A 25,519-nucleotide genomic window follows, 5' to 3' on the forward strand; every position below is an offset into this window, starting at 1 on the left:
GTTATACCGTAAGTACCTGATGTCCTGCTGCTTTCAATAGACGGTTCATGATTGCCTGTCCGATCCTCGGTGTTGCAAAACTTTCAGAATAGATAACATCTACATCTGCTTCATCAAATTCTCTTAGCAGTTTGTATAAGTGTCTTGCGATCGCATCCTCATCTTCTCTGGCTCCGATACTTAGAACCATATCCCCACGGTAAGATGCAACCGTTTCATCGGTTCCTATGATCCCGACTTTTTTACCTTCTGAATGCATAGCATCTGTCAGTTCATTGATCTTATCCACAACAGCACACTTTGCCCCATCTATTAACATAAGATTGGCTTTTGGCGCATAATGGCGGTACTTCATGCCCGGCGCTTTCGGTTTTTTTGTGGAATCTGCTGCAATGATCCCCGGATCTGTCTGGACAGTTCCGATCACTGCTTCTAACATTTCTTTTGTAATATAACCCGGCCGTAAGATCATCGGTATCTTCTCTGTCAGATCGATGATCGTCGATTCGATCCCGATACCGACTTCACCGCCATCTAAGATCATCGGTATTCTTCCGCCTAGATCCTCTGCGACATGTTCTGCTAACGTCGGACTCGGTCTGCCGGAAGTATTGGCACTCGGAGCTGCGATCAGACAGCCACTCTGCCGGATCAGTTCTAATGCAACCGGGTGATCTGGCATACGGATGGCTACCGTATCCATTCCACCTGTAGTTTCATACGGTACTTTTTCATTTTTATCAACGATCATGGTAAGTGGTCCCGGCCAGAAAGCGTCTGCTAACTTTTTTGCCTCCTGCGGCACTTTTTTTGCAATATCCTCTAAATCTTCAAACTTTGCTATATGCACGATCAGCGGATTGTCAGAAGGCCGACCTTTCGCTGCATAAATCTTCTTTGAAGCCTGTGGATTCAATGCATCCGCACCAAGACCATATACCGTTTCTGTTGGAAATGCTACCAGTTCTCCGCTTCGGATAAGCTGTGCAGCTTCTTCCATTTTCTGATGGTCAACAGCTTTGCTGTCTATTTTATAAATCTGTGTATTCATAAACAACAATATACCACATTCATAAAAAAATGTGAAGCGTTTTCAAGCGGACAGATGTCTGTCTGCAAAGAATAATCGTTACTGTTCAGACAACACCTAAACACCTTGCTGTTTAGGTGCGTATGACCGTGATTCGGGCGTGAGCAGCCCCCCTTTTGCGCAGCAAAATTTAAATGGGGCTGCGAAGTTGCAGTTCGCAGGGATATCTGTGAACTGCAACGGAATAATCCGGTGCTTTACCACACAAACTATATTGTCTTAATCATGTTGTAATTACAACAGACAATTTCATCAATCTGTTGTAAAATACAAAATGTACTTTTAGAAAACTTCGGGAGTACATGAAAATGCAAAGGAGGCATACATTATGGACAGTGTATTTACGATTGAACAGTTACGCCCTATCAAGGACGGCATGACCATTTCAAGAGATGCAAAACTGGGTACAAAAACTTCTGTTACCTATTTTTCCCTTGCAAAAGAAACGTCGATCAGTCAGGAGTGTTACGATATGACATCTGTCTATATCGGTGCATCAGGTACTGCCGATTTTCTGATCGGCGAACACCCAAAAAAGCAGCCTCTTACAGGCGGGGATCTGCTCATTGTACCGGCTGGTACTCTCTGTGGAGTGGAAACTGCATCTGGAAGTATCTATACAGAAATCATTATGAAAAAGGAGAATCTTATGAATAGTATGATCAAATCAGGCGAAGTTATGAAACTGAAAGACTTAATTTCTTATGAGGAAGGAAGCATCAGCAATCTTGATGTTGTCGGTAATGACAGCATGAAATTCGTGCTTATGGCTTTTGACGAAGGCACAGGCCTTACCCCGCACCGTGCACCGGGCAATGCGATCATTTTTGCATTGGAAGGAAGTGCAACCATCGGTTACGAAGGCACTGACTATACGATCTCTGCCGGTGAAAATTTCCGTTTCGATAAAAATGGTCTGCATAGTGTAACTGCAAATGGCAGATTCAAAATGGCATTGTTACTCGTACTTGAATAAGTATCATACCATGGGATTTTGTCATTAAGACAACACCCTGCTTCATACAGTAAGATAAGAAGTGTCGCAGAGGCTATTGTTTGAAAAAGAAAATTGAATTGGGAATGACAGTCATTTTACTTTTTACTGCATTCATATTATCCCGAAAAGAAGCGATTTCCGCAGTAGAAAGTAAAATGGCAAAAACCGTCAATGAAAACTGTATTGTGATCGATGCCGGACATGGCGGTGACGATCCCGGAAAGATCGGGATCAATGGATCTTTAGAAAAAGACATCAATCTGGTCATTGCATACAAATTAAAAAGCCTGCTCGAAAGTCAGGATTATGAAGTCGTGATGACTCGTACAACTGCTGACGGTCTGTATACTCCGGGTACGAAAAACATGAAAGTGGAGGATATGCAGAACCGCTGTCAGATCATTACGGAAACGATGCCGGTATTTACGGTAAGTATCCATCAGAACAGCTACCCCGAAGAATATGTAAAGGGTGCTCAGGTTTTCTTTTACGGACAGTCAAAAGAGGGCGAAAAGCTGGCGAACAAGATTCAGGAAAGTTTAGTCACAAGGCTTGATCCCGAAAACCACCGCATTGAAAAGGCAAACGAAAGCTATTATCTGCTCAAAAAAACGCCCACTCCGACCGTCATCGTGGAATGTGGGTTTTTAAGCAACCAGAGTGAGGCAGAGCTTTTAAATGAGGAAACGTATCAGGATAAGGTTGCTTACGCTGTGATGATGGGGATTTTGCAGTATTTGGCGAAACCGTGATGGTTTCGCAATTTTATTTGTAATGGCGATACATTTACCTTAGAAGAAGCATGGAAGGAAATTGACAAAATAAGTGAATCCCATCTTGACCTTTTCACATTTTTTGATTATGATAAAGAAAAATAAATAATACGATTTTGCGACGAAGCATCCCATAAGGGGTGCTTTTTTGTTATTAAAAACGAAAGTGAGGACATCAATATGAGAAATGTAAAAGTTGCAGCTACACAAATGAGCTGCTCATGGGATGAAAAAGAAACACTTGACAAAGCAGAACGCCTAGTACGTGAAGCTGCCCAAAAAGGAGCACAGATCATTTTGTTACAGGAATTATTTGAGCATCCGTATTTCTGTCAGCACCATAACTTTGACTATGCAGAACTAGCCACTCCTCTGCATGAAAATCCTGCTGTACTGCGTTTCCAGAAAGTGGCCGCAGAATTAAAAGTCGTGATTCCGGTCTGCTTTTTTGAACGTGCCGGAAACAAAGCATTTAACAGCGTTGCCATGATCGATGCTGATGGCAGTATTCTTGGCGTATACCATAAAACACATATTCCTGACGGTGTTCCTTACGCTGAAAAATTCTATTTCACACCCGGCGATACCGGATTTATCGTCTGGAACACAGCCTATGCAAAGATTGGTCTTGGTATCTGCTGGGATCAGTGGTTCCCGGAAACAGCCAGATGCCTTGCCTTAAAGGGTGCGGAAATGCTTCTTTTCCCGACTGCGATCGGTAGTGAACTCTATCTTCCGTTAGACTCGAAAGACCACTGGCAGAGATGTATGCAGGGACATGCTGCTGCAAATATCATGCCGGTTATCGCTTCTAACCGCATCGGAACAGAAAAAGATGAGATCCACAATACAGAACTTACTTTTTATGGTTCTTCGTTTATTACAGATGAAACCGGTGCAAAGATCGCAGAGGCAAACCGTACTGACGAAACGGTCTTAGTTGCTGAATTTGACTTAGATGCGATTGCCCTGAAACGCCGCCAGTGGGGTGTATTCCGCGACCGTCGTCCGGAAATGTATCAGACATTATTGACACATGGTGAATGTTAGGGGGGATTGCTATGGCAAAACGAATAACTGATTCTACACCAAAAACAGATGGATTCCGTATGCCTGCCGAATTTGAACCACAGGATAAGATCTGGATGATCTGGCCGGAACGGACAGATAACTGGCGTGACGGTGCAAAGCCTGCCCAGCAGGCTTATGCGATGGTTGCAAAAGCAATCTCTGCATTTGAACCTGTCAATATGCTTGTATCATCTGCACAGTATGCTAATTGCAGAAATCAGCTTCCGCCTGAGATCACAGTCATTGAAATGTCTACGAATGACGCATGGGCAAGGGACTGTGGTCCAAGTTTTCTTGTCAATGACCATGGGGATCTAAGAGCCTGTGACTGGACATTTAATGCATGGGGCGGTCTGACAGACGGTTTATATTTTCCATGGGATAAAGATGATATGGTTGCACGAAAGATCTGTGAATTAGAACATGTTGATTCTTACCGTACGAATGATTTTGTATTAGAAGGCGGTTCCTTCCATGTCGATGGGGAAGGAACCGTCCTGACTACGGAAATGTGTCTGTTAAGTGCGGGACGCAACCCTTCACTTAGTAAAGGTGAAATCGAACAGAAACTCTGCGAATACCTAAACTGCAGCAAAGTCCTCTGGTTAAAAGACGGCATCGATCCAGACGAAACAAATGGACATATCGACGATGTTGCCTGTTTTATCCGTCCCGGAGAAGCTGCCTGTATTTATACAGAAGATAAATCCCACCCATTTTACAGACAGTCGCAGGATGCTTACCACCGGCTCTTAAAAATGACAGATGCAAAAGGCAGGAAATTAAAAGTCCATAAGATCTGCTGCACCAAAGAACCTGTCCGGCTTGGCAACTTTATGATCGACAAGACTTCTGACAGCATCGGCCGTCCTGCCGGCGAACTCTGTATCGCATCTTATCTGAACTTTCTGATCGTAAATGGCGGTGTGATCGTACCACAGTATGACGATGCAAATGACGCTCTTGCACTTGAACAGATCCAGTCCCTTTTCCCCGACAGAAAAGCCGTTGGTGTCATGACAAGAGAGATCGTCTATGGCGGTGGCAATATCCACTGTATCACGCAACAGCAGCCTGCCATCAGTTCAGATATTTGATCGCAGTGTCCCAAAGACTTGCATCATCAAATCCTAACTTCCAGAAAGCCACACCTGCCAGACCATTGTCTGTAGCTGCCTGCAATTTCAATTCTAAGGATCTGGTGTCCTCTAACCAGATCTTATAGGTGACACCATCGTTGACATATTCGGCATAATATTGTCCGTCCTCGTCAGACCATGTTGGTTCTACACCGTTGGCGGATACCATATTCCATGCCTCCTGCATACCAACTGCCTGGGAAGACAGCTCATATGGCACATAATCTTCGGATGCTGCCTCAACGTCTTCTCCGGCATCTTTTGGTGTCAGTGCCCATACCCTTGTATACAGCGGTGCGGCAAGGATCACCTGCTCTGCCGGAACTTCTTTTAACGTATCTTCAATTCCCTGGTTTACAAAACCGATCGAAGCTACAGAACCTTCATCAGAACCTGCATAATGTTCATCATATCCCATGATGATCACATAGTCTGCAAAATTCGCCTGCTCCTTTCTATCATAAAACAGGTTATATTCCATCGGTACATAATTATCTACAGACAATACAATGCCGTTATTTTCACATTTTAAGGATAATTCCCTGATAAACTGGATATATCCCTCTCCGGCATCTTTTGACAATGCCTCAAAATCCACATTGATCCCATCAAAATTATACTGAATGGCTGCTGCGATCAACTGATTGACAACATTGGTACGTTTTGAAGTATGTGTTAAAACTTCGGTCGTATCCACTTCTTCATTTTCTAAATTGCTGACAAGCGCCCATACTTCCACTCCCTGACTATGACAATAATCTACATAATCTGCACTTGCCAGATTCATAAGGTTTCCATCGTTGTCATTTAAGTAAAACCATGTCGGAGAGATCACATTTAACCCCTTTGTATTTGAGATCACATTAGCAACCGTACTGTTTGCATCTGTTGTCGTCACCTGATGCCAGCCCATATTGATCTTATGGTCTTTTAAAATATGGGAAAATTCTTCTTTGACCGGTGAATGTTTATAACCTTTTTCTTCTTCTTTTCCTAACTTTTTCTGCTGCACATAACCGATGACACCCTTGCTTGTGGCAACTTTATCCCAGTTATCTCCGCTCTCTAAGATCGTTAAAACATCATCTTTTTCAACTTCTGCTAAAATAGGACTCTTGATCCCGCCTCTGTAACGAACCTGTGTCGCCTTCTTTACCGCTGCCGTTTTCGCTTTTGCAAAATCTGTCCGCATCACAAGCACATTCGGCTCTGAAAAGAACTGATATGTGATATCCGTAAATTTCTTCACGTAATCTACTGCAATGTATGCCGTAGAAGTATCTGCATATACAATCATATAATTTTCCGATTTCTTTTCTTTTGTCACATAATAATCTTTACTGGAAGCCGACGCTGAAATAACATCTTCCGGTGTTGTATATAACAGGATATTTTCATATCCGTCCCAGTAAAAACGTTCATTAAGCAGATTCTTAACGGTATCATAATCAAGATATGCCATACCATCTTTGATCACTGCCTGTGGCTCGATCACTTCATCATTCAATACGATCGCTGCGGATGTATCATTCGTAAGTCCATAGTATTCATACAGATCCATCACTTCTTTTGTCGGTGTATATCTATCGATGATTTTTCCTATTATAATAACGAAAATAATAATGATCACAACTGCTGCGATTAAGATCACTGACTGCCGCTGTCTTCTACGCTCCATTTCTGCTTTTCTCCTTTCGTATCTGTCCGATGTTTACTCACTGATGCTTATTATAGCATACCCTATTTGAGAATCAAATACAGAAATGAGCAGTCCCTTTTAAAGTTTTGCAACGTAAAAGGGAGCTACCCACACCTGAACCCTGTTCTTCTAAATGAAAACAGTGATCATTTTCTTTTATCCTTTTATCTGACATTCAATATCCGGCATTGAGGAACCCTCTTTGAATGTTATTCTACACATAATCCCGTGGTTTACGGTTACAAATAATTTGTTCGATACTGCGGTGATACGTCGGCTTTATAAATTACACACCCGGTCAAACCGCAGTTCTTTTAACACCCCCTCATCATAAATATAATCACGCATGTATGCTTCATCTTCATTAACAAACACAGCATCTGCTATACCAACGGAAGTACTCTGTATACCTTCTAACCACAAAGTAATTCCCCTTTGTTCGATCTTTTGCAGTTCTACAAACAACTGCACTTTTCTTTCATTATTCATATGCTACTCCCTCACTTTACCCCCAGACCAAAAATATACAACTGCTATTTGTGAAAAACTGATATATTCCTTTCTCTAAAAGGGTAGTCGTGATTTTTTTCTTTTTCCTTTTCCGATAGCATTTAACAGATATTCCATACAGGAAAAATCTTCTGTATGGATACACCGCGGATCCGGAATCCATGGTATTTTTAACATCTGTATCCCATAAGTCTTTTCGAACTTCTTTCTGACCGCATCTTCAATAAATACGCCTGCAAAAACCGGTTTGATACCACCCCAGTCTTCACTTTGCATCATGCGTATCAGTCTTTCGGCCGCAAATTCCTGCCATGGATTCAAATTCAGCAGTACGATCTTCTGATCGCACCGAAGCAGTTCTTCCCGAAACTCTATATAAGCATCTCCTACATCCATAATGATCTTGTCATAATCCCTGTTTAAAAGGATCGGGATCTTATCTTTTTGTACATCAGGATAATAGCTGATACCTGCATCTGTAAAATAATTTTTTTCGTTGACTGCCTTCCAGTGCCGAAGCTCCCCATGTCTGCTTAATTCCAGACATGCGGTTTTCTCACCCAGACCGCTTGCTGCATAATTTGCCAATGCTATGGATAAATGTGTTACCCCACTGCCGCAGATACTTCCGGCAATTCCAATACTTCGTACATTTCTCTGCTTCACTTCCACCTCCTTTTTGTTCCAGCAGTCTTTCAAACAACTTTTCTTTTTCTTTTGTCATATAAAACGGATCTGCATCTAAGGGAAAACAGTAGATACTGCGTCCATATTCTACCGCATACTTTTTTGCTATCCGGCTGCTGCCATAATTTACGATCATCGTAAACTCTGCCTTCTCCTTAAAAGCTTTATATGCCGTTTTTGCGGCTTCCATTTCCCACTCTTTACTGCCGGTCAATAACAGATACCGGTCTGCCTCCTCTGACACAGCTTTTGCAATGTCACTTCCAAAGTCCATGATCTCTATGGCTTCTTTAGGTATATCTGCCTGTACACCTGCCCCATACTTTGGCATACCAAGAAAATTTCCCCTGCGGTAAAGTCCGCCTTCCTTCAAAAAGCCTCCTTCTAAGATGGCTTTTCGCATCATCCTGCTGGTATTTTCTTCTTTGTATATACAAAGTCTGTTCTTCTGGTTCAGATAGACATTCATTGCGATCGCTGCATGGGTTGTTCCTATATGCGGCTGACTGCCGGCTACTACGATTTTTTTCAAGAGATGCTTTTGATTCGTTGAAAATTTTTTGGAATGCATATGCTCTGTAAGATCTTTTTTGAATGCCCCTATGGTCGGATATCTCTCATCTGCCTCATAGGCTGCTGCCTTCTTTGCAATACGCATAAGACACTGGGACTCTTTTTCTCCATTTGCATTGATCATGGCTTCTAACAATTTTCCCAGACTGTAAATGTCTGTCTTTACACTTATGATCCCTGCTTTTTCTTTTTCCGGTGCACAATACTCCGGTGTCCCAAAGTTTTGGAATTTATTCCCTGTATCATCTAAATAGGCTGCAATCCCGAAATCGATCAGCCTGATTCCCTGCTTTGTGATCATGATATGTTCTGCTTTCAGATCCTGATAAATGACCGGATATGGTTTTAACTGATGCAGGTATTCTAAAATATCTGCCACTTCCATGATCGTATGATAGATAAAATTCAGGGTAATAAATGATGATTGAAGCATAACTGCTTCTAAAGATTCTCCCTCGATATATTCCTCTACAATATAGCAGGCTTCATCATCTTCCTCTATATCATATATTCTTGGAATCTTAGGGTGTTTCAGATGATTCAGGATATGAGCCTCCCGAATCTGCCGGGTAGTATCTGATGATTTAGGTATGCGTTTGACCGCACGGTATTCACCCAGCTTTTGATGTCTGACAAGATATACTGTACTGCCGCTTCCCTTTCCAATTTCAGAAAGAACAAGATATCTGTCAAACCAGATCATTTCTTGAATATTTACTCGCTCCTTCCCATTTTTACGGAAAAAGCATCTCTTGTGTTTTTATATATCATAAGTGTCTGACAGTTTCAAGCGTTTTTCGTTTTATTTTAGATAGTTTATATTTTTTTAATAACAAACCATACTTTACATAAGATACGCATTTGTTTATAATATAGTAAAATTTAAAGAACGAATTATCTCATTTTCAAAAAAGGAAGTGATTATATGAAAATAGAAAAGATAAATGATAACCAGATCCGTTGCACTCTGACACAGCAGGATTTAGAAAACCGACATATCCGGCTGAGCGAACTTGCCTATGGAACAGAAAAAGCCAATCTTTTATTCCATGACATGATCCAGCAGGCGAATTATGAATTTGGATTTGAAGCAGATGATCTTCCACTGATGATCGAAGCCATTCCGGTTTCACCGGAAGCAATCATTTTACTGATCACAAAAGTAGAATATCCGGAAGAATTAGATACCCGTTTTTCTAAATTTTCCAACCCGCCAAAGGATTATGAAAATTATGACGATGACGATATGGAAGATATTTTCGCAGAGGGTGCTGATGATATTTTAGGACTCTTTAAGAAGATCGCTGAAGAAAAAAATGCATCTTCCGAAGATTTTGTACCGCTTAAGGACACGGTCAAACCGGTTTCTCCTGTAACTTCAGTATCTAACGAGGATGTTTCTGTTGCGATCGACTTGACGAAGATGTTTATTTTCCATAACTTAGAAGATATTACAAGACTTGCACATATTTTAAACGGCTTTTATGATGGTGACAATTCTCTCTTTAAAGATGTGCGTAACCACACATATTACCTCATTCTGCACAAGAGCAGTCTTTCACCGGAAGTATTCAATAAAGTCTGCAACATTCTTGCAGAATATGCAAATCAGGGCGTGATCACTTCTGCGACAGAGGCATATTATACGGAGCATCATACGATCCTTTGCAGACATAATGCATTACAGACATTTGCACAATTATAATAAAGAAGACAGGCTTGTACTTTCATAAGCCTGTCTTTTTATATGCTTGTAACGATTCTGTACCTGTATTCTTCTTATGCAAGGTCTTTTGCTAAAAATGCATTGATCTCATTTACTAATGCATCCGGCTCAATTCCATGAACCATAGCAGCCTCCTCAATCGTTTCCATCTGGGATGATGGGCATCCAAGGCAATGCATTCCTATATTTAAAAGAATTGGTGCAATGTTTTCATCAATCTGGAGTAATTCTCCGATCATTGTGGACTTTGTAACCTGTGTCATATCTGTACCTCCTTATATTTATCAGTATCTGCTATTGTATAGCATATCATTCATATTGCCTGACTTGGTCATTATAATACGTTTCTTTTTTTTATGCAATCCTTCTATTCCCCTTTTCTCTATGTACTTCGAAAAATACTTTCTCCCCACTTGTATTCACTAATCTTTTGTATTAAAATATTTCTAAGCTAAGAAATAAGTGTAGCTCAACTATAATCGAATTACATAAGGAGGAATTACCAATGGCTTACGTTATTACAGATTCATGTGTTAGCTGTGGAACTTGTGAAGGAGAATGTCCAGTAGGTGCAATCGCTGCTGGAGATGGAAAATATGATATCGACGCTAGTGCTTGCGTAGAATGCGGTACATGTGCAGGTGTCTGTCCTACAGGTGCAATCGAGCAGGGCTAATACGAAAGTATAATAGAAAAAGGTGTAACCTTAGTGATTTAAGGTTGCACCTTTTTCTATTATACAACTCTTTCCCGCTTCTGACCAAAATTTAGTAAGGAGGAAACACAGATGATGAAATTTAACACTCTAAAGGAAGCCGTTCAGTTTCGAATTGATAAATGTTTCACTCTACATTCACCTTCAAACAAAATCTCCGGTAAATTTCCTTCAAATAACGCTCATGGTATCCAGATGCGGCTAACATCGGAGCATAGGCATCTCTGCCACTGATCTCATAAATATAAGGATAGTTCTTAAAATGCCTGTCATATTCATCAACAAAATCTAAGATTCCCTTTTGTATCTCTAAAATACCAGCCTGATTGTCATCCGGTTTTCCAAAATAAAATGCAATACGGTCATCTTCTCTGTCAATTTCATATTCCATCTGATCTTTGCGGATATTCTCTGTCAATGCAAATCCTTTTAACGGTTTCTTCGCAGAGGACAGCAACAGTTCCCAATAGAGATTATAATTTTTTGCCGGATCATGTTTTTTCATCACATCTCGGTTATCTGACAGGGAATACAGATAGGATACCAGCCTGCCTGTTTTAAAATACATTTCTGATGCATCGGGTTCGGTATTATGTATCGTATTACTTCCGGCAAGGATACCTGTGATCTTACAGGGCAGTTTCCAGATCTGTTCCGTTAAGTAACTTAGGGATATGGCTGCACTTCCTGCCCAGCCGATATCCACAACTGCTGCCTGTTCTGTATCGGATAAAAGTCTGGTATAATATATTTTTGCCGCTTTTTGTGCACCTTCGTATGTTTGTAAGATCCGATCATAACGTTCCTGTAAAAATACTTTGACAGTTTCCACATTTTTATCTGTCAATACTTCTTTCGGATTTGGATATTCTTCTGCTAACTCAGAAAGTTCCATTGCTTCTAAGATCTTCTGTATACGGATACCCTGATTTACTTTATGATACAAAAATCTCCTGAAATAATCATAGCGGTCATATCCTGCCATCAGCTTTGTGCCTGCACTTCTCGACCAGTATGCATATATCATCGTTTCATCCGGATATAATCTGTCATATACCTGCTTTAAGATATCGCCATCTCTCGATAAGAATAATATTTTTTTGATCTGATGCAGCTTGCAGTAAGTATGGATAAAATGGCAGTAACCTGCTGCAAACAGCCCGCCATAGATAAATCCATATTCATATTCCATCGAATACTGATCTTTCCCATTGTAAAGGTGTGCATTGACGATTCCCCGATAGGCTCCTCCAATCACAGGTGACATATCATAACTCCGGCTGCTCATTCCAAGACGGTTGACATTCGGATAATATATGGCTGTGATCCCTGCACGTTTTGCCATTTTCACATCGCTGACCGGATGATCACCGACATGCACCATAAGTTCCGGATTTTCTTTTAAAACTTCTTTATATAAACTGCCGTCGGCTTTGCTTTTTCCATAAACATTTGATACATAGAGTTTCTGATAACCCTGATATCCGCATTTTTTTAATATCTGCCCAAGACATTCTTTTGGCAGATACATGTCTGTCGTAATAATGATCCTCTTTCCTGCCCTGATCAGATTTTGATAGACCTGCTGCATATAGGGATTCGCATAACAAAGGGAAACTTCTGTCTGCCACTCTGCTTTTATACCCTCTTTGGCAGAAAGTCCGGTTTCACGTTCCATGCGGTTAAAGATATCTGACAGCGTGATCTCATAACTGCCTGAAGTCGAAAACTGCTCACATCTTTTTAAATATTCCTGTTCCATACGGATCCTCTTAAAATCTAAAATCCCCATTTTTTCTCCTGACAGATAAAATAGATCTGCCGGTTCTGAAAACGGTCGGAATACTAAGGTATCGAATAAGTCAAATGAGATCACCTCATATTTTAGCAATTCCTCCGTCAGTTCCTGTATGCTCTGCCGTCTGCAGCCTGCGGATTCTGATACATCTGTCCGCAGTTTCTTTTTTTCATATACCAAGACATCGGCATTTTCCCCTAATCTGTGGCAGAAAAACAGATAATAACAGATATTTAACCACAACAGATAGACATAGGAATAAAGCCTCCTGATACCGGAGGCTCCGTCATGTACTTTATGATATCTGCTTTTTATCCCACTGTGTCTGTTTACCAGAAAATTGTATACATACAGCTGCATCTGCTTAGTCCCTTCTGAAAATATCTCTTGTATAAACTTTTTCCATCACATTATCAAGACATGGATCATACCTGTTAGCATGCTGTCGTAATTTGTCGGGGCTGCAATCACAATATAACCGGCATCTTTATAATCAGCTTCTTCCTCTGAAGCTGCCGTTAATCGCAAATCTTTTTTAGCAAAAGCCTACTCCATTTCTTTATTCTGAAATGGGGATTTTCCCTGATGTACGAAATCCACTTTTTCCGGTATTACATCCAATGCATAAACATCATTTTACGCTTCCTGCCTGTGAAATCTTGCATACTGCGCATCTAAAAAAATATCAAATAAATCTATACACTCTTGTTCATAAAATTCCCGATATTTATCACGATATGCCATAATATCGGATAGGTTTGGAAGATATGCCCAACTGACAGATAATGACGAAAATACATTGGCGATCGCCGGTAACGTATGCTCTGTAATCTGAAATGCCGCGATATTTAAGATCTGATCCTTGTAATTATAATACTTGTCCGCATGAACCGTATCAAACAGGATCTTTGTGGCAAATGCCTTTTCAGATCTGCTTAGATTTAATGTCACATCATGTAAGACAACAACGGCATCTTTTTTCAGATACGGTAACAGACACAGAAAATCCAATACTTCTCCGGGCATGGCATGTACTGTATCTAAGATCGCAAAATCAATCCCACCACCGATATCTTCTATGACTTTTGGCAGTACTTTTCCTAAATAAAACTGATGATTCTTATAATTCGTTAAGAATTCTTTTACTTCTTCCAGCTGAAATCCACTTGGTCTGCCTTTTCTCCTGTAACACTCTTTTGAAATATCGACCGAATACATTTTTGCATCCGGTGAAACAGCTTCTAAACATTTCATGACTACAGCAGTTGTTCCTCCGCCAGCAACACCGACCTCAACGACTTTCCCAGGCTGGAATTTTTTGATCAGCCCACATAAAAATCCATGTTCTGCTTTTGTCATTTCACAATAACTTTCCGTTGTTTTGGATAAAATATCCTCTTGCAGGTCATACAATCCAATTTGTTTATACACTCTGATCCCTCCTAGATAAATCTGTCTTTATGCAGCCATTCCATCAATGCATTTAAGTCCTGAAACTGCCTGTCATAATAAGACATAATATGTTTTAAGCTTCTGTCATTATTATCTCCAAAAACATTTTTGTGCCACAATGCAACGTCCTGTGAACCATCGATCAGCTTCTCTGTACAGAACCGTTTGACTGCAACGGTCTTATATTGATCGTGTGATGCCATGATCTTAAGCCACAGATCATCACAATATAAGCAGTTTTCTGTTATTGCCTCTATATCAAACGCTTCTTCTGGCAGTGTATGCGGCGGATATAATACCCCTCCGACACCTACCGGTACTAACTGTGTAGATGGAATATCTAAAAGTATCTTATAATCCATGATCCAGCCGGCATAGTCCATAAAACTTCCATCTCTTTTAAAGTTGATCAGATTTACGCGCATTGCCGATACGCAGTCTGGAAATTTCTGATAACTTTCTAACAGCCGTTCTACTAAATTCCTGTCATAGATGGCATCATCATCAACGATAATGACCGGATCATCCGGATATTCTTTCATCGTATAATAATATTTCTTATGCGGCCCGATATCGCCTTTTACAAAACGGATCTCAAAATAATCGACATCCTGTTCCAATGCAAGTAAAATGCCCGGCAGATCTGCCTCTCTTCCCTCAAACTGATCTTCTGAGAGCCAGAGCAGTATCTTATACGGTGTCACACTCTGCTCTAAAAGGGACTGTATCGTCTGATAGACGATCCCGATCCTCCCCGGATGCGATGTCAGTGATACGATCACCCTGTCATATGTCTTTTCTTTTTCGGTCAGATCTGTATCTGCAAGCCCTGCTATACCGCTTTGTATTGCCTTCTCCGAAAATACTTCGCGGTTTCTCTCCCGCATCTTTTTAAATTCCGCTTTCTTTTTGACTGCTGTAAGTGCATACATTTTTTTCATATCCTGTGTATAGGACTGCATACTTGCATAAGTATCATACATCTTTCTCGATGCTGCTCCCATCTTGGCAAGTTCACTCTTACGGTCTATCATCTGCATCATGGCAGTCATCAGGTCATTCACATCAGCAGTTTTTACCACCATGCCGTTTTCTTCGGAAACCATATATTTTGCCCCGACATTTTCTGTGACGATCAGTGGTTTTGAAAGCATTGCACCTTCAAGCGCAACTAAGGAACAGGATTCATCTCTGGATGCAACAACGACAACGTCCATTTTCGAGAGTGTTGCTATCTTATTTTCTTCTCCTTTGACTAAGCCAAGGTAGTGTACATTAGAAAGTCCCTGCATCTTTCGGAACAGATAGGAACAAAACGGTGTTCCACTGTTGATAAATCCTCCTGCAAAATACAATTCTGCCTTACTCTGATACTCTTTTGGCATTCTTAAATAGGCTTCTAATAAAACATCATAGCCTTTTCTGTATTCCATCGTACCAAACTGGACGAACTTGACAACCGGATCACTTCCATTTGTATAAGGAACTGCCATATCAGCTTCATCTTCGACGCAGTTATGGATCACTTTTACCGGATGATCTGTAAACTGCTCAATCGCAGCTTTCGCATAATCACTGACGCAGTAGATATCCAAACTGTTTTTTAAGATGTATTCCCGTCTTAAGTTATTGACGATAAAATCCGGTATATTTGTCGCTTCTCTGATATACCACACTGTCGGTATATACTGGGAGCAGACTCTCGCATATTCGGCAGTCATGATCGTATTACATACTGCCATATCAAAACTTTCAATGACTCTGCTGTATGTTTCCGACCTGATCTCCTGCTCGGTTACGACCTTCACAGCTATGCCGGCTTTTTCATATTCCTCCATAAACGGCCCGCTCTGCGCACTCCATACGCTCACTGCATATCCAAGATTTACTGCCACCCTGCACATGCGGAGCAGGCTTCGCGGTGCTCCGCTATAAACCATTTCAGGTGATATGAATACGATCCGCTTTTTATATTTATCATCTTCTGATTTATTGACAGATTCTGCATAGGAACGTTCAAACAGTTCTGCATATCTGCTTTCACGTTCTGTCGAATATGGTGCTGACATTGCATCATATAAAAAGTCTTTATAGATCTCATAACTGTACCGCTCATGGCTGATCGCCTCTTTTAAAGGCAGAAATGCGGTATAAGGCGGTATGAGAAATGAGCCTTGCCATCTCTTTGTATACGTGAGAAATGTACTTACAAAATCCAAAATACCTGCCTGCATCTGCGTAATCTGTTCCGGATTTGGCACAATATGGCTCGAATATTCAAAACAGACTTCCTGATCTTCCCCTAGCTGATAAGATAGCAGCGTCGGTTCTGTCGATGTAAATAAAAATTCCAGCGGCATATGCAGCTTATCCATCAGCGTCACAGAACGGCTCTTTGGCGGGCCGGGATATATGTATCTTGTGATATCCATGTTTTCAAATGGCGTATTGATATAGGCTTCAATCTCCCCAAACTGGATACTGTTCTTTAGGGTATCATCCCTATTGGTACACATCAGTGCACCGGATACCTGACACTGTTTATCTTTGAGCTGTTCCCTGATAAAATATTTTAAAGCCGTGATGCAGGTTCCCGACCAGCCGATATCTACGATCAGAAGTTTTTTTGCATCACCGATCATTTCAGAAAAATACTGTTTCGCTGCCTGTATGGATTCCCTGTTATGCTCTTTGATCTTCTCTGCACAGCCCTTGATAAAATTATGGAATTTCCGTTCATCTGTGATCGCACACGGGAACTGGTAGCGGTCAAGATTATATTCCTCAAGCTCGTCGATCAGATACCCATATCCGCTTTCTAGAAGTATCGTCCCGATCGTCTTGCGGCTCTTATATAAGTTCAGATAGCGCATGATATAACGTCTGTCTAAATCATACAGGTAATGTTCTGTCGTGATATTAAAAATCGCATAACGTGAGATCTTAATATATTCTGCATCTGTCTTTTTATAAAATTTCTCATATACCTGATATAAAATATCGCAGTCACGCGAACAGAACAAAATCTTATCGATCTGTTTTTTCTTTACGAGCTTGTTTAAAAATTCACAATATCCGGCTGCAAGGATTCCTCCCACACGGTATCCATGGGAATAATAGGGATCTTTATCCCACAGTCCTGTATTCATCGTCGTCTGGATAACGGCGCGGTAAAAACTTCCGGCAATATTCTCAAGTTCCGGTTCCCGATATACAAAGTGGCTGTCGGCATTATAAACAGCAGCGATCCCTGCTTCTTTTGTTTTCTCTATATCTGCCTGCAGATTATCTCCTACATGTACGATCGTCTGCTCCTGATATTCCTCTGCTAATATCTTTTGCAGCGTTCCATCTCCTTTTCGTGCCTTGCACTCATTTGACAAAAAGATCTTATCATAAACATCATAGCCATTCTTCTTTAATAACTGCTGTATCACTTCTAATGGAAGATACATATCTGTTGTAAAGACGATCGTCTTATGCAGCCTGCTCTGTAATGTGCATAATAACTGATATACTTTTTGCATATATGGATTTGGCATAGACAGTTCAAGTTCTAATCCGATCTCTCTTTGCATCCATTTGCGTTCTATATGATAATCATTCTCTAAAATGTCATATATTTCCGATAAGACGATCTCCCGATGTCCTTCTCTCCGCTCTTTACTATCCCTTGCTTCTTTTTCTGCCTGCTTTCTGATATAGGTAAAATCATTCTGCCCCATTTCCGATGACATCAGATGAAACACGTCATTCGGCTTTTCGACGCTGCGGTAGATCAGCGTATCAAAAATATCAAAAGAAATGACCTGATATGGTAATAACTTTCCTAAAAACTCCTCTACGGAAAGTCTTTTTTCATCATTTTCATAATAATAGATCTTTTCTGCTTTCTTCGTATCTTTTAGTACCGCCTGCTTTCCCGTTTCCGGCTGCTTAAGGTTCTGGCTGATTTCTGCAAATTTATCCCAGTAGAGTAACGGTGTCGTCCTTTTTTTGATCTGGTAATGCCATTTTAAGCGAAAAAGCATTCTTAAGTGCTTCATGTGATGTTCATAATGCTCTTTGATATTTTCCATCACATAGCGCTCATATTCATACTGCACATTTGGATTTTCCCTTACCAATACATCATAGATATGATCTTTAAACTTTCCCATGTTATACTATTCCCCTTCTGCTTTTGAACTCCTGTATGCCTCACAGACCGTTTTCGGTTCTCCGATCATCCGAAGTTCTCCCTGCTCGATCCAGACAACTTTTGAACAGTTATCTAAGATCGTCTGCAGACTGTGAGAAACCATAAGAACCGTTGAACCACCATGGATCATCTCTTTGACTCGTTTTAGGCTTTTCTTTTTGAAAAATTCATCTCCGACGCTTAAAACTTCATCTAAGATCAGAATTTCTGCCGCATCGCCTGCTGTTGCAATTGAAAATCCAAGACGGCTGACCATACCGGAAGAAAAATTCTTCACTTTTTCTTCCATAAAATCCTGTAATTCTGCAAACTCCACAATCTCATCGTAATGCTCATCTAAAAACTTCCTGCTGTAACCGATGATCGAACCATTCAGATAGACATTTTCCCTTGCAGTCAGTTCCACGTCAAATCCTGTTCCAAGCGTTAAAAGCTGGATTTTCTTTTTATCCACATAAACTTTCCCTTTTGTCGGCTTTAATGCTCCTGAAATAATTTTTAAAATCGTACTCTTACCGGAACCATTTGTTCCGATAATGCCGACGACTTCACCTTTGTATACATTAAAACTGACATGATACAGTGCATATAATTTTCGGTAAGTGATCTGTCTTTTTAGCATCTGGATCAGATAATCTTTCAGTCCTGACGGAGTGCTTGAAGATAAATGAAATTCCATCGTCACATCTTCTACTTTGATCACCGGCTTTTCTCCTGCATGATCCCAGTTGTCCTCGATCAGCATCATAGATACGGACGGCTTCTTTTCTGCCCGTTTTTTTTCTTTTCTAATGTCATCAGCTTGTGCCTGCTGCTTTTTTAATTCTCTGTTTTCAACCAGTTTCTTTATGCCGAGCACAATGCCTTCCACCGCTAAAATAAAGAGCAGAACGCCTACGATCCCGACAACATAGATATTGAAAACACTAAATTTCACCATCACCATTGCTATTTTCATCCTTATACCTTTTTCATCACTTGATTTTCATTTTTACGAAATACCAGCCAGCCGGCAAGAAAACTTCCCACACTCCAGCAGACAGCTTTTATCCACAACTCTGTATCCGGCACTTCTCCATACATGACACAGGTTCTTGCAAATGCGATAAATACATAGATCGGATTGCAGCTGATTGCTTTCTGCATCCCCTCTGATAAAGAGGTGATCGGATAAAAGACGGCTGATAAATACATGAGTAAGGTCAGAAATACGGAATACAGATATTTGATGTCTGCAAAAAATACATAGGCAATGGCAAGCATATAGCCGATACCCATGGAAAAAAGCAGCATCAAAAGCACATCTAACGGAAATAAGAACATCGTAACACTTGGCTTGATCCGGAATACGAACAACATTAGGACATATGCAATACACGTAAATCCAAAATTTACAAGTGACGTATAGATCCTTGATAAGATAAATACCTGTTTCGGAAGTTTTGCCTTTATCAGCAGGCTTTTATTATCGGTCAGTGCCGTCATCGAAGCATTTGTCGCTCCACCGTACATCGTCCACAAGATCTGCCCTGTCAGATAATAAATCGGATAATTCTCTATGGAACGCTTAAACATGGTCGAAAAGACTAAGGACAAGACTACCATAAAAAGCAGGGGACTTAACACGCTCCAGATAATGCCTAACGAACTGCGGGCATATTTCCGCTTGATCTCCCTTGCTGTCAATTCACGAATGACAAATACATATTGTCTAATGGTACTTATCGTTTCTCTCATGCTTCTTACCTTTGCCTGCTGCCTTTCTCATATACATTACATATTTATATAGATATTCCCAAAAAAGATGGCAGCTGATCCGCTTTCCATATAATACAACCGAACCTTCCGGCCATGCACTTTCAGGGAATGCTTTTTTTCTGATATTCATCTTAATGAGCATCCGGTTGATAAAACTGCGTTCTGTAATCTCCTCTGCTAAAAATGCCTCTGCTAATGGAATCAGCTTCGATTCTAGCATATCATCGCAAAACTTTAATGCCCCAAATACTTCTGCTTCTCTTGGCTCCGGCCGTCCCATAAACAGATGGAATAACCGGTAGATCATGCCAGCCTGACCGCCTGATCCGTCATCTGTTTGTACTGTCTTTAGATATGCATCTGCATACTGTCCTAAGAGTAGCAAATTCCGCTTCATTTTCTCTGTATTCGGATTGCTGTTGCCACAGCCCACTGGTCGATAAGACTTCCCGTCATCTGGAGATTTTTCCGATTCATATCGTACTACCATCTGTTCCGGTGAAGAAAATATGGCTTCAAACAGACAGTTTGAAAAATATACTTTTCTTTTCAAATGAGAATCCGGCTGAAAATAAAATGCCTTATAATCAGATATATCTGCACCCTTGGGATATTCATACAATCCAAAATAATATCCCATCACCGGACGTCCGGTCAAAAGTTCCATGCTCTGCTTTAAGGTTCCCATCCATCCGCTGTCTACAACCGCATAGGAAACCGCATCAAACAATCCTTCCTGTTTCAGATAGGACACAGCCGTATCATAACATGCTTTGGCATGAGCGCTGACATATACCAAAAACTCCGGTATCCCTCTTAATGTTTCTTTCAACTGTAAGATTGTCCGGTAACTTAGCTTCTGCCGGTATCTCTGTTCATATCCGGCAAGCTGTGCGATCTCATAAGCTTCTGCATCGGTCAATGATGCCTGCTTCATCAGTTTCTCAAAAGTCGCATCCATCATGCCGACACATATCTTATCTAAGCAGTCCTCTCCTATCAGATGATAGCCTGCACTTCTCATCGAATACCTCGATACATGAAGATAACGCAGTTCTATCGGATAGTTATATTTTTCGACAAATTTCTCTGCTAACTGATAAAAAAGCCAGCCATCCCGCGACAGAAAATACAGCCGCCTCATTTTGTCATGTTCTGCCTGTTCTAATATCCATCTGACATATTCCACCGCTGCCGGTGCACATACATGCAGAAAGATTTTATCATAATCATCTAACCCGCTTTGCTGCCTGATACATTCCTTTATGGCTCTTTCATGTTGTGGACTTTGGGAAAGTATACTGCGATACTGTCCGAACCGCTGGTTCATGCTCATATTCTTCACTCTTTTTCTGATCCGCCGCAGCTTCTCTTTTTTTCACAAATGCGATCACAGATGCCGGAAGCAGGCTTCCTATGATCGGACGGATCACATACAGCCAGCCAAACGGAAATAACAATCCCATTTTTTTGAAATTCCGGTAACGGATCTTTGCTTCATTACAACGGAAATGAAAAGTTCTCTTTCGGTAGCTTGCGAATTCTTCCCTGTAACAAAACAAGGTTTCCTGTAAGTTATAGCCTTTTAATCCTTTTTCTGCAAACCGCATAAAGATCTCATAATCTTCACACCGGAGCGTTTCTTCTGATTCTAAATAACCACTTTCCTTATCAAAGATCTCTCTACGGTACATCACCGACGGATGTACATAGGGGGAATATTTCAGATAATCTTCTCTTTGTGGCATTTCCGGCATTATGCGCATCCCCCATATTCCATGACTGTCAAACAGTTTCGTATTACAGCCACACCACGCATAGAATGGGTGTTCCTCTAAGAAATGATACTGTTTTTCCAAACGCATCGGGAGTGAAATATCATCTGCATCCATACGCGCAATGTATATTCCATTCGCATAATGAATGCACTCATTTAAGCTGTGTGCAAGTCCTCTGTTCTCTGTCCCTCCGATGATCCGTATACGGGAATCGAGATCGGCTAGTCCTTTGATATATTTTGCTGCATCAGGATGTGAACCATCATCAAAGATAATAAATTCAAAATCTTCCCATGTCTGGTCTAAGATGGAGCGTACTGCATTTTTCAGTGCAGTGACATTCCATTGGTTGTATACGCCCATAATGACGGATATCTTTGGTTTTTGCATAATGTCCACTTCTCTTTCTCTGTTTTGCAGCGGCACTTACAGATGGGACTCTGCCTCTTTATAAATGCTTTTCATGGTCTTTTCTACTTCTTCGATAGTAAATGGCTGTGCGGATTTTCTGCACACAGAAGAAAACTCTATCCGCAGTATTGTATCTGTATATAACTTTCTGATCGCCTCTGCAAATGCTTCTGTATCACCGGCATGACAGATGAGTGCATTCTTTCCTTCTTTTGCATACTCTCTGGTTCCACGGTTATCTGCCACGATCAATGGCACTTCGCATAACAATGCTTCGATCGCTGCAATACCTAAACCTTCCCGATAGGAAGGAAATGCAAAACAGTCCGCTGTCTGTAATACTTCCGGCATATCCATCCGGTAGCCTAACAGATGTACCTGCTGTTCTAAATGGTGCTCCCGGATCAGTGCTCTTAAGACGGCTTCATTCGTACCTTTTCCACAGATACTATAATGTATCTTCGGATTTTTCAGTTTTGCGACCGCTTCAATGATCACTTTCTGGTTCTTATTATGATTTAATTCTGCTGCTGTTACTATATGAAAGGCATCTTGCGGGATGCCTAGTTCTTTTCGTTTTTCCTGATCGATCTGTTTTTTTGGTGCAAAACGGTTCTTATCCACACCGACACCATGAATCTGCGATACTTTTCCACCTTTTTTCAAATGAAATCTCTCTGCCCGCAGATAATCTTCCCTGTTGATCGTAATGATCTGGTCGGTCAGATGGGCTAATATCCGTTCTGCCAGATAAAATAACATCCAGTTTAAAAGTGGTGCTCCTTTATAAAAATGAAATCCATGTGCCGTATAGATCACATACGGTTTTTTTTTGCTGATGGCTGCTGCCATACGTGCGGTCACGCCGCCCATCGGATTATGGCAATGCACCATATCTATGTTATTTTCATCAATAATCGTTTTGATCTGTTTTATGGTTCTTTGATTTTTTACGAATTTTGTGGGACTTTTTTCAATATCAATCTGATGTGTGATAATTCCCTGTGTTAATAATTCTTCCCTGTCAAATGTATAAATGGGATTTGTAAAATTAGATGCATAATGGATCTCAAATCCCATCTCTTTTAAAATCTTCGTATCATTTTTTTCAAACTGTGGCAGAAAACCACTGATTGTTGTTACAAACAAAACTTTTTTCATATCAGATATCCTGTTTATATAAGTGTTTTTCACTTACAAATTTCCAGATTACCGGCAGGATATTTCACCTGCCGGTTTTTCCGGATCTCCTTACTTACCACATAGTATTTGGAAAATTATCATTATGCAAAATATTTCTTACCGCAGACTGCTGCACCTGCGATACCAATGAGTACAACAAACATTGCTGCCGGTACGGCATTTCCGGTTTTTGGTGCTGCTTTTACATCCGTAACGTCAAGTTTTACGATAGAGATCGGTGACAGGCTTGGTGTAGCAAATGTCACTTTTCCGCTTGCAACGCTGTCTGGTGCGATCGTATCCCATGAAGTTCCGTTGTAATGCAGTACTGCAATCATATCACCTGACTTGATATCTGTATGTTTCAGTGTGACTACATAATTGCCATTTGCATCTTTTTCTGCTGATGCAGGATTGACTTCTACTACAGTAAGCAGCTCTGCCGTAACTTTTTTAGACGGATCTGCTGCTGCCTGTGTCAATGTGCTGTTATTTAACAGTTTTCCTGTTGCTGCAACGTCATTTAACAGATTGTTCTGTGCTGCAACTGTCGCTGCTGATACGATCGTATCGGAAACTGCTGCCACATCATATCCGGCATCTGCTGTGGTTGCAGCTGCATATTCTGCTGCTGTGGCAAGAACTTTCACAGATGTTGTTGCTGCCTGTCCGCTCGCTGCTGCTTCCACCGTGCTTGTTGTAGGACTTGCTGCTGATACCGTGAGTGTTCCCATCGTAAGTACCATCATGGCACTTAATACTGCTAAAACTTTTTTCTTCATATATTCAGTTCCTCCTTTCCTCTTATCCATGTGGTTATATCAAATCAAGGATAGTTCCCCAATGAGATATCTTATTTTTCGACCGGCTCATAAAAGAGCTCTACGATCAATTCCTCTAATGCATCCTCATCTACATAAAATTCTTCAAAACGGTTGCCTTGTATCGTTTCTCCCTTCAGGGAATAGATATCTTCCATATCAAATGTATAGCCGGATGCCTCCGTTGCCAGATAGATACAGCTGCCTGCATCAATATCTGTGACCATATATTTCTGTGCGATCTTATATAATTTTGCCGCTGTCCTTACATCCGATACCGAAGCACTTTTTGCTTTTGCTAAAAATGTTGTCAGATATTGTTTCTGTCTTTGCAGACGCTGTTCACTCGAATCAAATACATTCTCATTCCGAAGTCTTATGTACCAGTATGCCTTTTCTCCGGATAAAGTCACAACATCACCCTGATGTAAGTTCATATCATATTCAGGATAAATGATATCATCTAAAACCTCTACCTCAATTCCACCGACTGCATCATTTAATTCCGGTATCGCATCCATACTGATCGCCGCATAGGCATCGATTGAAATATTATGGAACATACGGGAAACGGCTTTGACCTGATATTCACAGCTTTCGGTTCCACCATATCCATAGCCATGCTGTAAACAGATCTGCTTTTTAAAAATGCCCTCGTAATTTCCTGTCTCATCCCACACATCTATATCCGCCATGGCATTCCGGTTGATCGCTATGATATCTGTTTTCTTCATGTGCGGATTTAACAGGATCAAAAATAATGCATCTGCCTGTCCACCATTGTAATAACTGCCTTCTTCTGCTGACCAGCTATTGCCGCCGACTTCTGTATAGGTTTCGTCATCGATCCCCATCACCAGGATTGTTGTCAGATCTTCATTCAATGCATAGATCTTATCCTTATATGAGATCTGATTCCCTTTTAGATCATCTGCTTTATCTCCGATATTTGTGATCTTATCTGTTACGACAGCGGGTGTTGTCATTTTTTCTTTTCCCATGCTGCGTAATAGTACAACGATCCCTGCAATGACTACAATGATGCAGATGATCGTGAGCACAGCTGTTGCGGTGATACTCATCTTCTTTTTCTTCACTGTATCTGTCTGTTCAAGCATCCGTTTCCTCCTGAAATCCT

22 protein-coding genes are annotated in these 25,519 nt (G+C 40.8%); 6 read left to right on the plus strand and 16 right to left on the minus strand.

All coding sequences use genetic code 11. The features are described 5' to 3' along the window. Nucleotide 1 precedes the first annotated feature (1 nt). Nucleotides 2-1,051: an L-threonylcarbamoyladenylate synthase gene (locus tag H8S17_RS06570; protein ID WP_186866678.1), complete on the minus strand. Its 1,050-nt coding sequence runs from the start codon at nt 1,049-1,051 to the stop codon at nt 2-4. 367 nt (nt 1,052-1,418) lie between these two features. Here H8S17_RS06570 and H8S17_RS06575 point away from each other — a divergent pair, with 367 nt between their 5' ends. From H8S17_RS06575 to aguA, 4 genes are all read left to right on the plus strand, one after another. Then, nucleotides 1,419-2,066 (plus strand): cupin domain-containing protein, encoded by a 648-nt coding sequence (locus tag H8S17_RS06575; RefSeq protein ID WP_186866679.1) that lies wholly within the window; start codon nt 1,419-1,421, stop codon nt 2,064-2,066. An 80-nt stretch (nt 2,067-2,146) separates the two neighbouring features. Then, nucleotides 2,147-2,839, plus strand: a complete 693-nt coding sequence (locus H8S17_RS06580) for an N-acetylmuramoyl-L-alanine amidase (RefSeq protein WP_186866680.1) — start codon at nt 2,147-2,149, stop codon at nt 2,837-2,839. A gap of 201 nt (nt 2,840-3,040) precedes the next feature. Next, nucleotides 3,041-3,910, plus strand: coding sequence for an N-carbamoylputrescine amidase (aguB, locus tag H8S17_RS06585; RefSeq protein WP_186866681.1), 870 nt, complete (start codon nt 3,041-3,043; stop codon nt 3,908-3,910). An 11-nt stretch (nt 3,911-3,921) separates the two neighbouring features. Continuing rightward, nucleotides 3,922-5,028: an agmatine deiminase gene (aguA, locus tag H8S17_RS06590; RefSeq protein WP_186866682.1), complete on the plus strand. Its 1,107-nt coding sequence runs from the start codon at nt 3,922-3,924 to the stop codon at nt 5,026-5,028. Here the strand turns inward: aguA and H8S17_RS06595 are convergent. From H8S17_RS06595 to H8S17_RS06610, 4 genes are all read right to left on the minus strand, one after another. Then, nucleotides 5,012-6,748, minus strand: coding sequence for a glycosyl hydrolase family 18 protein (locus H8S17_RS06595; RefSeq protein WP_186866683.1), 1,737 nt, complete (start codon nt 6,746-6,748; stop codon nt 5,012-5,014). The genes aguA and H8S17_RS06595 overlap by 17 nt on opposite strands. A 300-nt stretch (nt 6,749-7,048) precedes the next feature. Then, nucleotides 7,049-7,258 (minus strand): hypothetical protein, encoded by a 210-nt coding sequence (locus H8S17_RS06600; RefSeq protein WP_178051384.1) that lies wholly within the window; start codon nt 7,256-7,258, stop codon nt 7,049-7,051. A 75-nt stretch (nt 7,259-7,333) separates the two neighbouring features. Then, a complete protein-coding gene (locus H8S17_RS06605; RefSeq protein WP_186866684.1) occupies nt 7,334-7,945 on the minus strand; it encodes a hypothetical protein in 612 nt (203 codons plus the stop codon). Continuing rightward, complete coding sequence (locus tag H8S17_RS06610; RefSeq protein WP_186866685.1) at nt 7,836-9,242, minus strand: serine/threonine protein kinase; 1,407 nt, start codon at nt 9,240-9,242, stop codon at nt 7,836-7,838. Before H8S17_RS06610 ends, H8S17_RS06605 begins: the two co-directional genes overlap by 110 nt. Before the next feature lie 222 nt (nt 9,243-9,464). On the opposite strand from H8S17_RS06610, the gene H8S17_RS06615 reads away from it, so the two are divergent. Beyond that, the gene (locus H8S17_RS06615; RefSeq protein WP_186866686.1) at nt 9,465-10,244 is read left to right on the plus strand and encodes an adaptor protein MecA; all 780 of its coding nucleotides are present in this window, start codon (nt 9,465-9,467) and stop codon (nt 10,242-10,244) included. Between the two features lie 74 nt (nt 10,245-10,318). Here the strand turns inward: H8S17_RS06615 and H8S17_RS06620 are convergent, their stop codons facing one another. Further along, a complete protein-coding gene (locus H8S17_RS06620; protein ID WP_178051388.1) occupies nt 10,319-10,528 on the minus strand; it encodes a DUF1858 domain-containing protein in 210 nt (69 codons plus the stop codon). Between the two features lie 242 nt (nt 10,529-10,770). Here H8S17_RS06620 and H8S17_RS06625 point away from each other — a divergent pair, with 242 nt between their 5' ends. Continuing rightward, nucleotides 10,771-10,941 carry a DUF362 domain-containing protein gene (locus tag H8S17_RS06625; protein WP_178051389.1) on the plus strand — a complete coding sequence of 57 codons (171 nt, stop codon included), beginning with the start codon at nt 10,771-10,773 and terminating at the stop codon, nt 10,939-10,941. A 166-nt stretch (nt 10,942-11,107) separates the two neighbouring features. Here H8S17_RS06625 and H8S17_RS06630 read toward each other — a convergent pair whose 3' ends face one another. The 10 genes from H8S17_RS06630 to H8S17_RS06675 form a co-directional block, all read right to left on the minus strand. Next, the gene (locus H8S17_RS06630; protein WP_186866687.1) at nt 11,108-13,138 is read right to left on the minus strand and encodes an HAD family hydrolase; all 2,031 of its coding nucleotides are present in this window, start codon (nt 13,136-13,138) and stop codon (nt 11,108-11,110) included. Between the two features lie 276 nt (nt 13,139-13,414). Then, nucleotides 13,415-14,209: a class I SAM-dependent methyltransferase gene (locus tag H8S17_RS06635; RefSeq protein WP_186866688.1), complete on the minus strand. Its 795-nt coding sequence runs from the start codon at nt 14,207-14,209 to the stop codon at nt 13,415-13,417. An 11-nt stretch (nt 14,210-14,220) separates the two neighbouring features. Beyond that, nucleotides 14,221-18,390, minus strand: a complete 4,170-nt coding sequence (locus H8S17_RS06640) for an HAD-IA family hydrolase (protein WP_186866689.1) — start codon at nt 18,388-18,390, stop codon at nt 14,221-14,223. 6 nt (nt 18,391-18,396) lie between these two features. Next, nucleotides 18,397-19,389, minus strand: coding sequence for an ABC transporter ATP-binding protein (locus tag H8S17_RS06645; protein ID WP_330595655.1), 993 nt, complete (start codon nt 19,387-19,389; stop codon nt 18,397-18,399). A gap of 2 nt (nt 19,390-19,391) precedes the next feature. Beyond that, nucleotides 19,392-20,168: an ABC transporter permease gene (locus H8S17_RS06650; RefSeq protein WP_186866690.1), complete on the minus strand. Its 777-nt coding sequence runs from the start codon at nt 20,166-20,168 to the stop codon at nt 19,392-19,394. Continuing rightward, nucleotides 20,143-21,525, minus strand: a complete 1,383-nt coding sequence (locus tag H8S17_RS06655; RefSeq protein ID WP_186866691.1) for a hypothetical protein — start codon at nt 21,523-21,525, stop codon at nt 20,143-20,145. The genes H8S17_RS06650 and H8S17_RS06655 overlap by 26 nt, the downstream gene beginning before the upstream one ends. Continuing rightward, a complete protein-coding gene (locus H8S17_RS06660) occupies nt 21,464-22,357 on the minus strand; it encodes a glycosyltransferase family 2 protein (RefSeq protein ID WP_186866692.1) in 894 nt (297 codons plus the stop codon). The genes H8S17_RS06655 and H8S17_RS06660 overlap by 62 nt, the downstream gene beginning before the upstream one ends. Nucleotides 22,358-22,393: 36 nt before the next feature. Further along, nucleotides 22,394-23,539, minus strand: a complete 1,146-nt coding sequence (locus H8S17_RS06665) for a glycosyltransferase family 4 protein (RefSeq protein WP_186866693.1) — start codon at nt 23,537-23,539, stop codon at nt 22,394-22,396. Between the two features lie 122 nt (nt 23,540-23,661). Further along, a complete protein-coding gene (locus tag H8S17_RS06670; RefSeq protein ID WP_186866694.1) occupies nt 23,662-24,342 on the minus strand; it encodes a hypothetical protein in 681 nt (226 codons plus the stop codon). A gap of 71 nt (nt 24,343-24,413) precedes the next feature. After that, the gene (locus tag H8S17_RS06675; RefSeq protein WP_186866695.1) at nt 24,414-25,499 is read right to left on the minus strand and encodes an LCP family protein; all 1,086 of its coding nucleotides are present in this window, start codon (nt 25,497-25,499) and stop codon (nt 24,414-24,416) included. Between the last annotated feature and the right edge of the window lie 20 nt (nt 25,500-25,519).

The organism is Roseburia zhanii (assembly GCF_014287635.1).
Lineage (GTDB): Bacteria > Bacillota > Clostridia > Lachnospirales > Lachnospiraceae > Roseburia_B > Roseburia_B zhanii.

What these genes read in the sequence shown, in the direction of transcription:
- H8S17_RS06570 (WP_186866678.1), bottom strand. Translation starts at nt 1,051, where the DNA reads ATGAATACACAGATTTATAAAATAGACAGCAAAGCTGTTGACCATCAG.
- H8S17_RS06575 (WP_186866679.1), top strand. Translation starts at nt 1,419, where the DNA reads ATGGACAGTGTATTTACGATTGAACAGTTACGCCCTATCAAGGACGGC.
- aguB (WP_186866681.1), top strand. Translation starts at nt 3,041, where the DNA reads ATGAGAAATGTAAAAGTTGCAGCTACACAAATGAGCTGCTCATGGGAT.
- aguA (WP_186866682.1), top strand. Translation starts at nt 3,922, where the DNA reads ATGGCAAAACGAATAACTGATTCTACACCAAAAACAGATGGATTCCGT.
- H8S17_RS06595 (WP_186866683.1), bottom strand. Translation starts at nt 6,748, where the DNA reads ATGGAGCGTAGAAGACAGCGGCAGTCAGTGATCTTAATCGCAGCAGTT.
- H8S17_RS06600 (WP_178051384.1), bottom strand. Translation starts at nt 7,258, where the DNA reads ATGAATAATGAAAGAAAAGTGCAGTTGTTTGTAGAACTGCAAAAGATC.
- H8S17_RS06610 (WP_186866685.1), bottom strand. Translation starts at nt 9,242, where the DNA reads ATGATCTGGTTTGACAGATATCTTGTTCTTTCTGAAATTGGAAAGGGA.
- H8S17_RS06615 (WP_186866686.1), top strand. Translation starts at nt 9,465, where the DNA reads ATGAAAATAGAAAAGATAAATGATAACCAGATCCGTTGCACTCTGACA.
- H8S17_RS06620 (WP_178051388.1), bottom strand. Translation starts at nt 10,528, where the DNA reads ATGACACAGGTTACAAAGTCCACAATGATCGGAGAATTACTCCAGATT.
- H8S17_RS06625 (WP_178051389.1), top strand. Translation starts at nt 10,771, where the DNA reads ATGGCTTACGTTATTACAGATTCATGTGTTAGCTGTGGAACTTGTGAA.
- H8S17_RS06630 (WP_186866687.1), bottom strand. Translation starts at nt 13,138, where the DNA reads ATGCAGCTGTATGTATACAATTTTCTGGTAAACAGACACAGTGGGATA.
- H8S17_RS06640 (WP_186866689.1), bottom strand. Translation starts at nt 18,390, where the DNA reads ATGGGAAAGTTTAAAGATCATATCTATGATGTATTGGTAAGGGAAAAT.
- H8S17_RS06645 (WP_330595655.1), bottom strand. Translation starts at nt 19,389, where the DNA reads ATGAAAATAGCAATGGTGATGGTGAAATTTAGTGTTTTCAATATCTAT.
- H8S17_RS06650 (WP_186866690.1), bottom strand. Translation starts at nt 20,168, where the DNA reads ATGAGAGAAACGATAAGTACCATTAGACAATATGTATTTGTCATTCGT.
- H8S17_RS06655 (WP_186866691.1), bottom strand. Translation starts at nt 21,525, where the DNA reads ATGAGCATGAACCAGCGGTTCGGACAGTATCGCAGTATACTTTCCCAA.
- H8S17_RS06660 (WP_186866692.1), bottom strand. Translation starts at nt 22,357, where the DNA reads ATGCAAAAACCAAAGATATCCGTCATTATGGGCGTATACAACCAATGG.
- H8S17_RS06665 (WP_186866693.1), bottom strand. Translation starts at nt 23,539, where the DNA reads ATGAAAAAAGTTTTGTTTGTAACAACAATCAGTGGTTTTCTGCCACAG.
- H8S17_RS06670 (WP_186866694.1), bottom strand. Translation starts at nt 24,342, where the DNA reads ATGAAGAAAAAAGTTTTAGCAGTATTAAGTGCCATGATGGTACTTACG.
- H8S17_RS06675 (WP_186866695.1), bottom strand. Translation starts at nt 25,499, where the DNA reads ATGCTTGAACAGACAGATACAGTGAAGAAAAAGAAGATGAGTATCACC.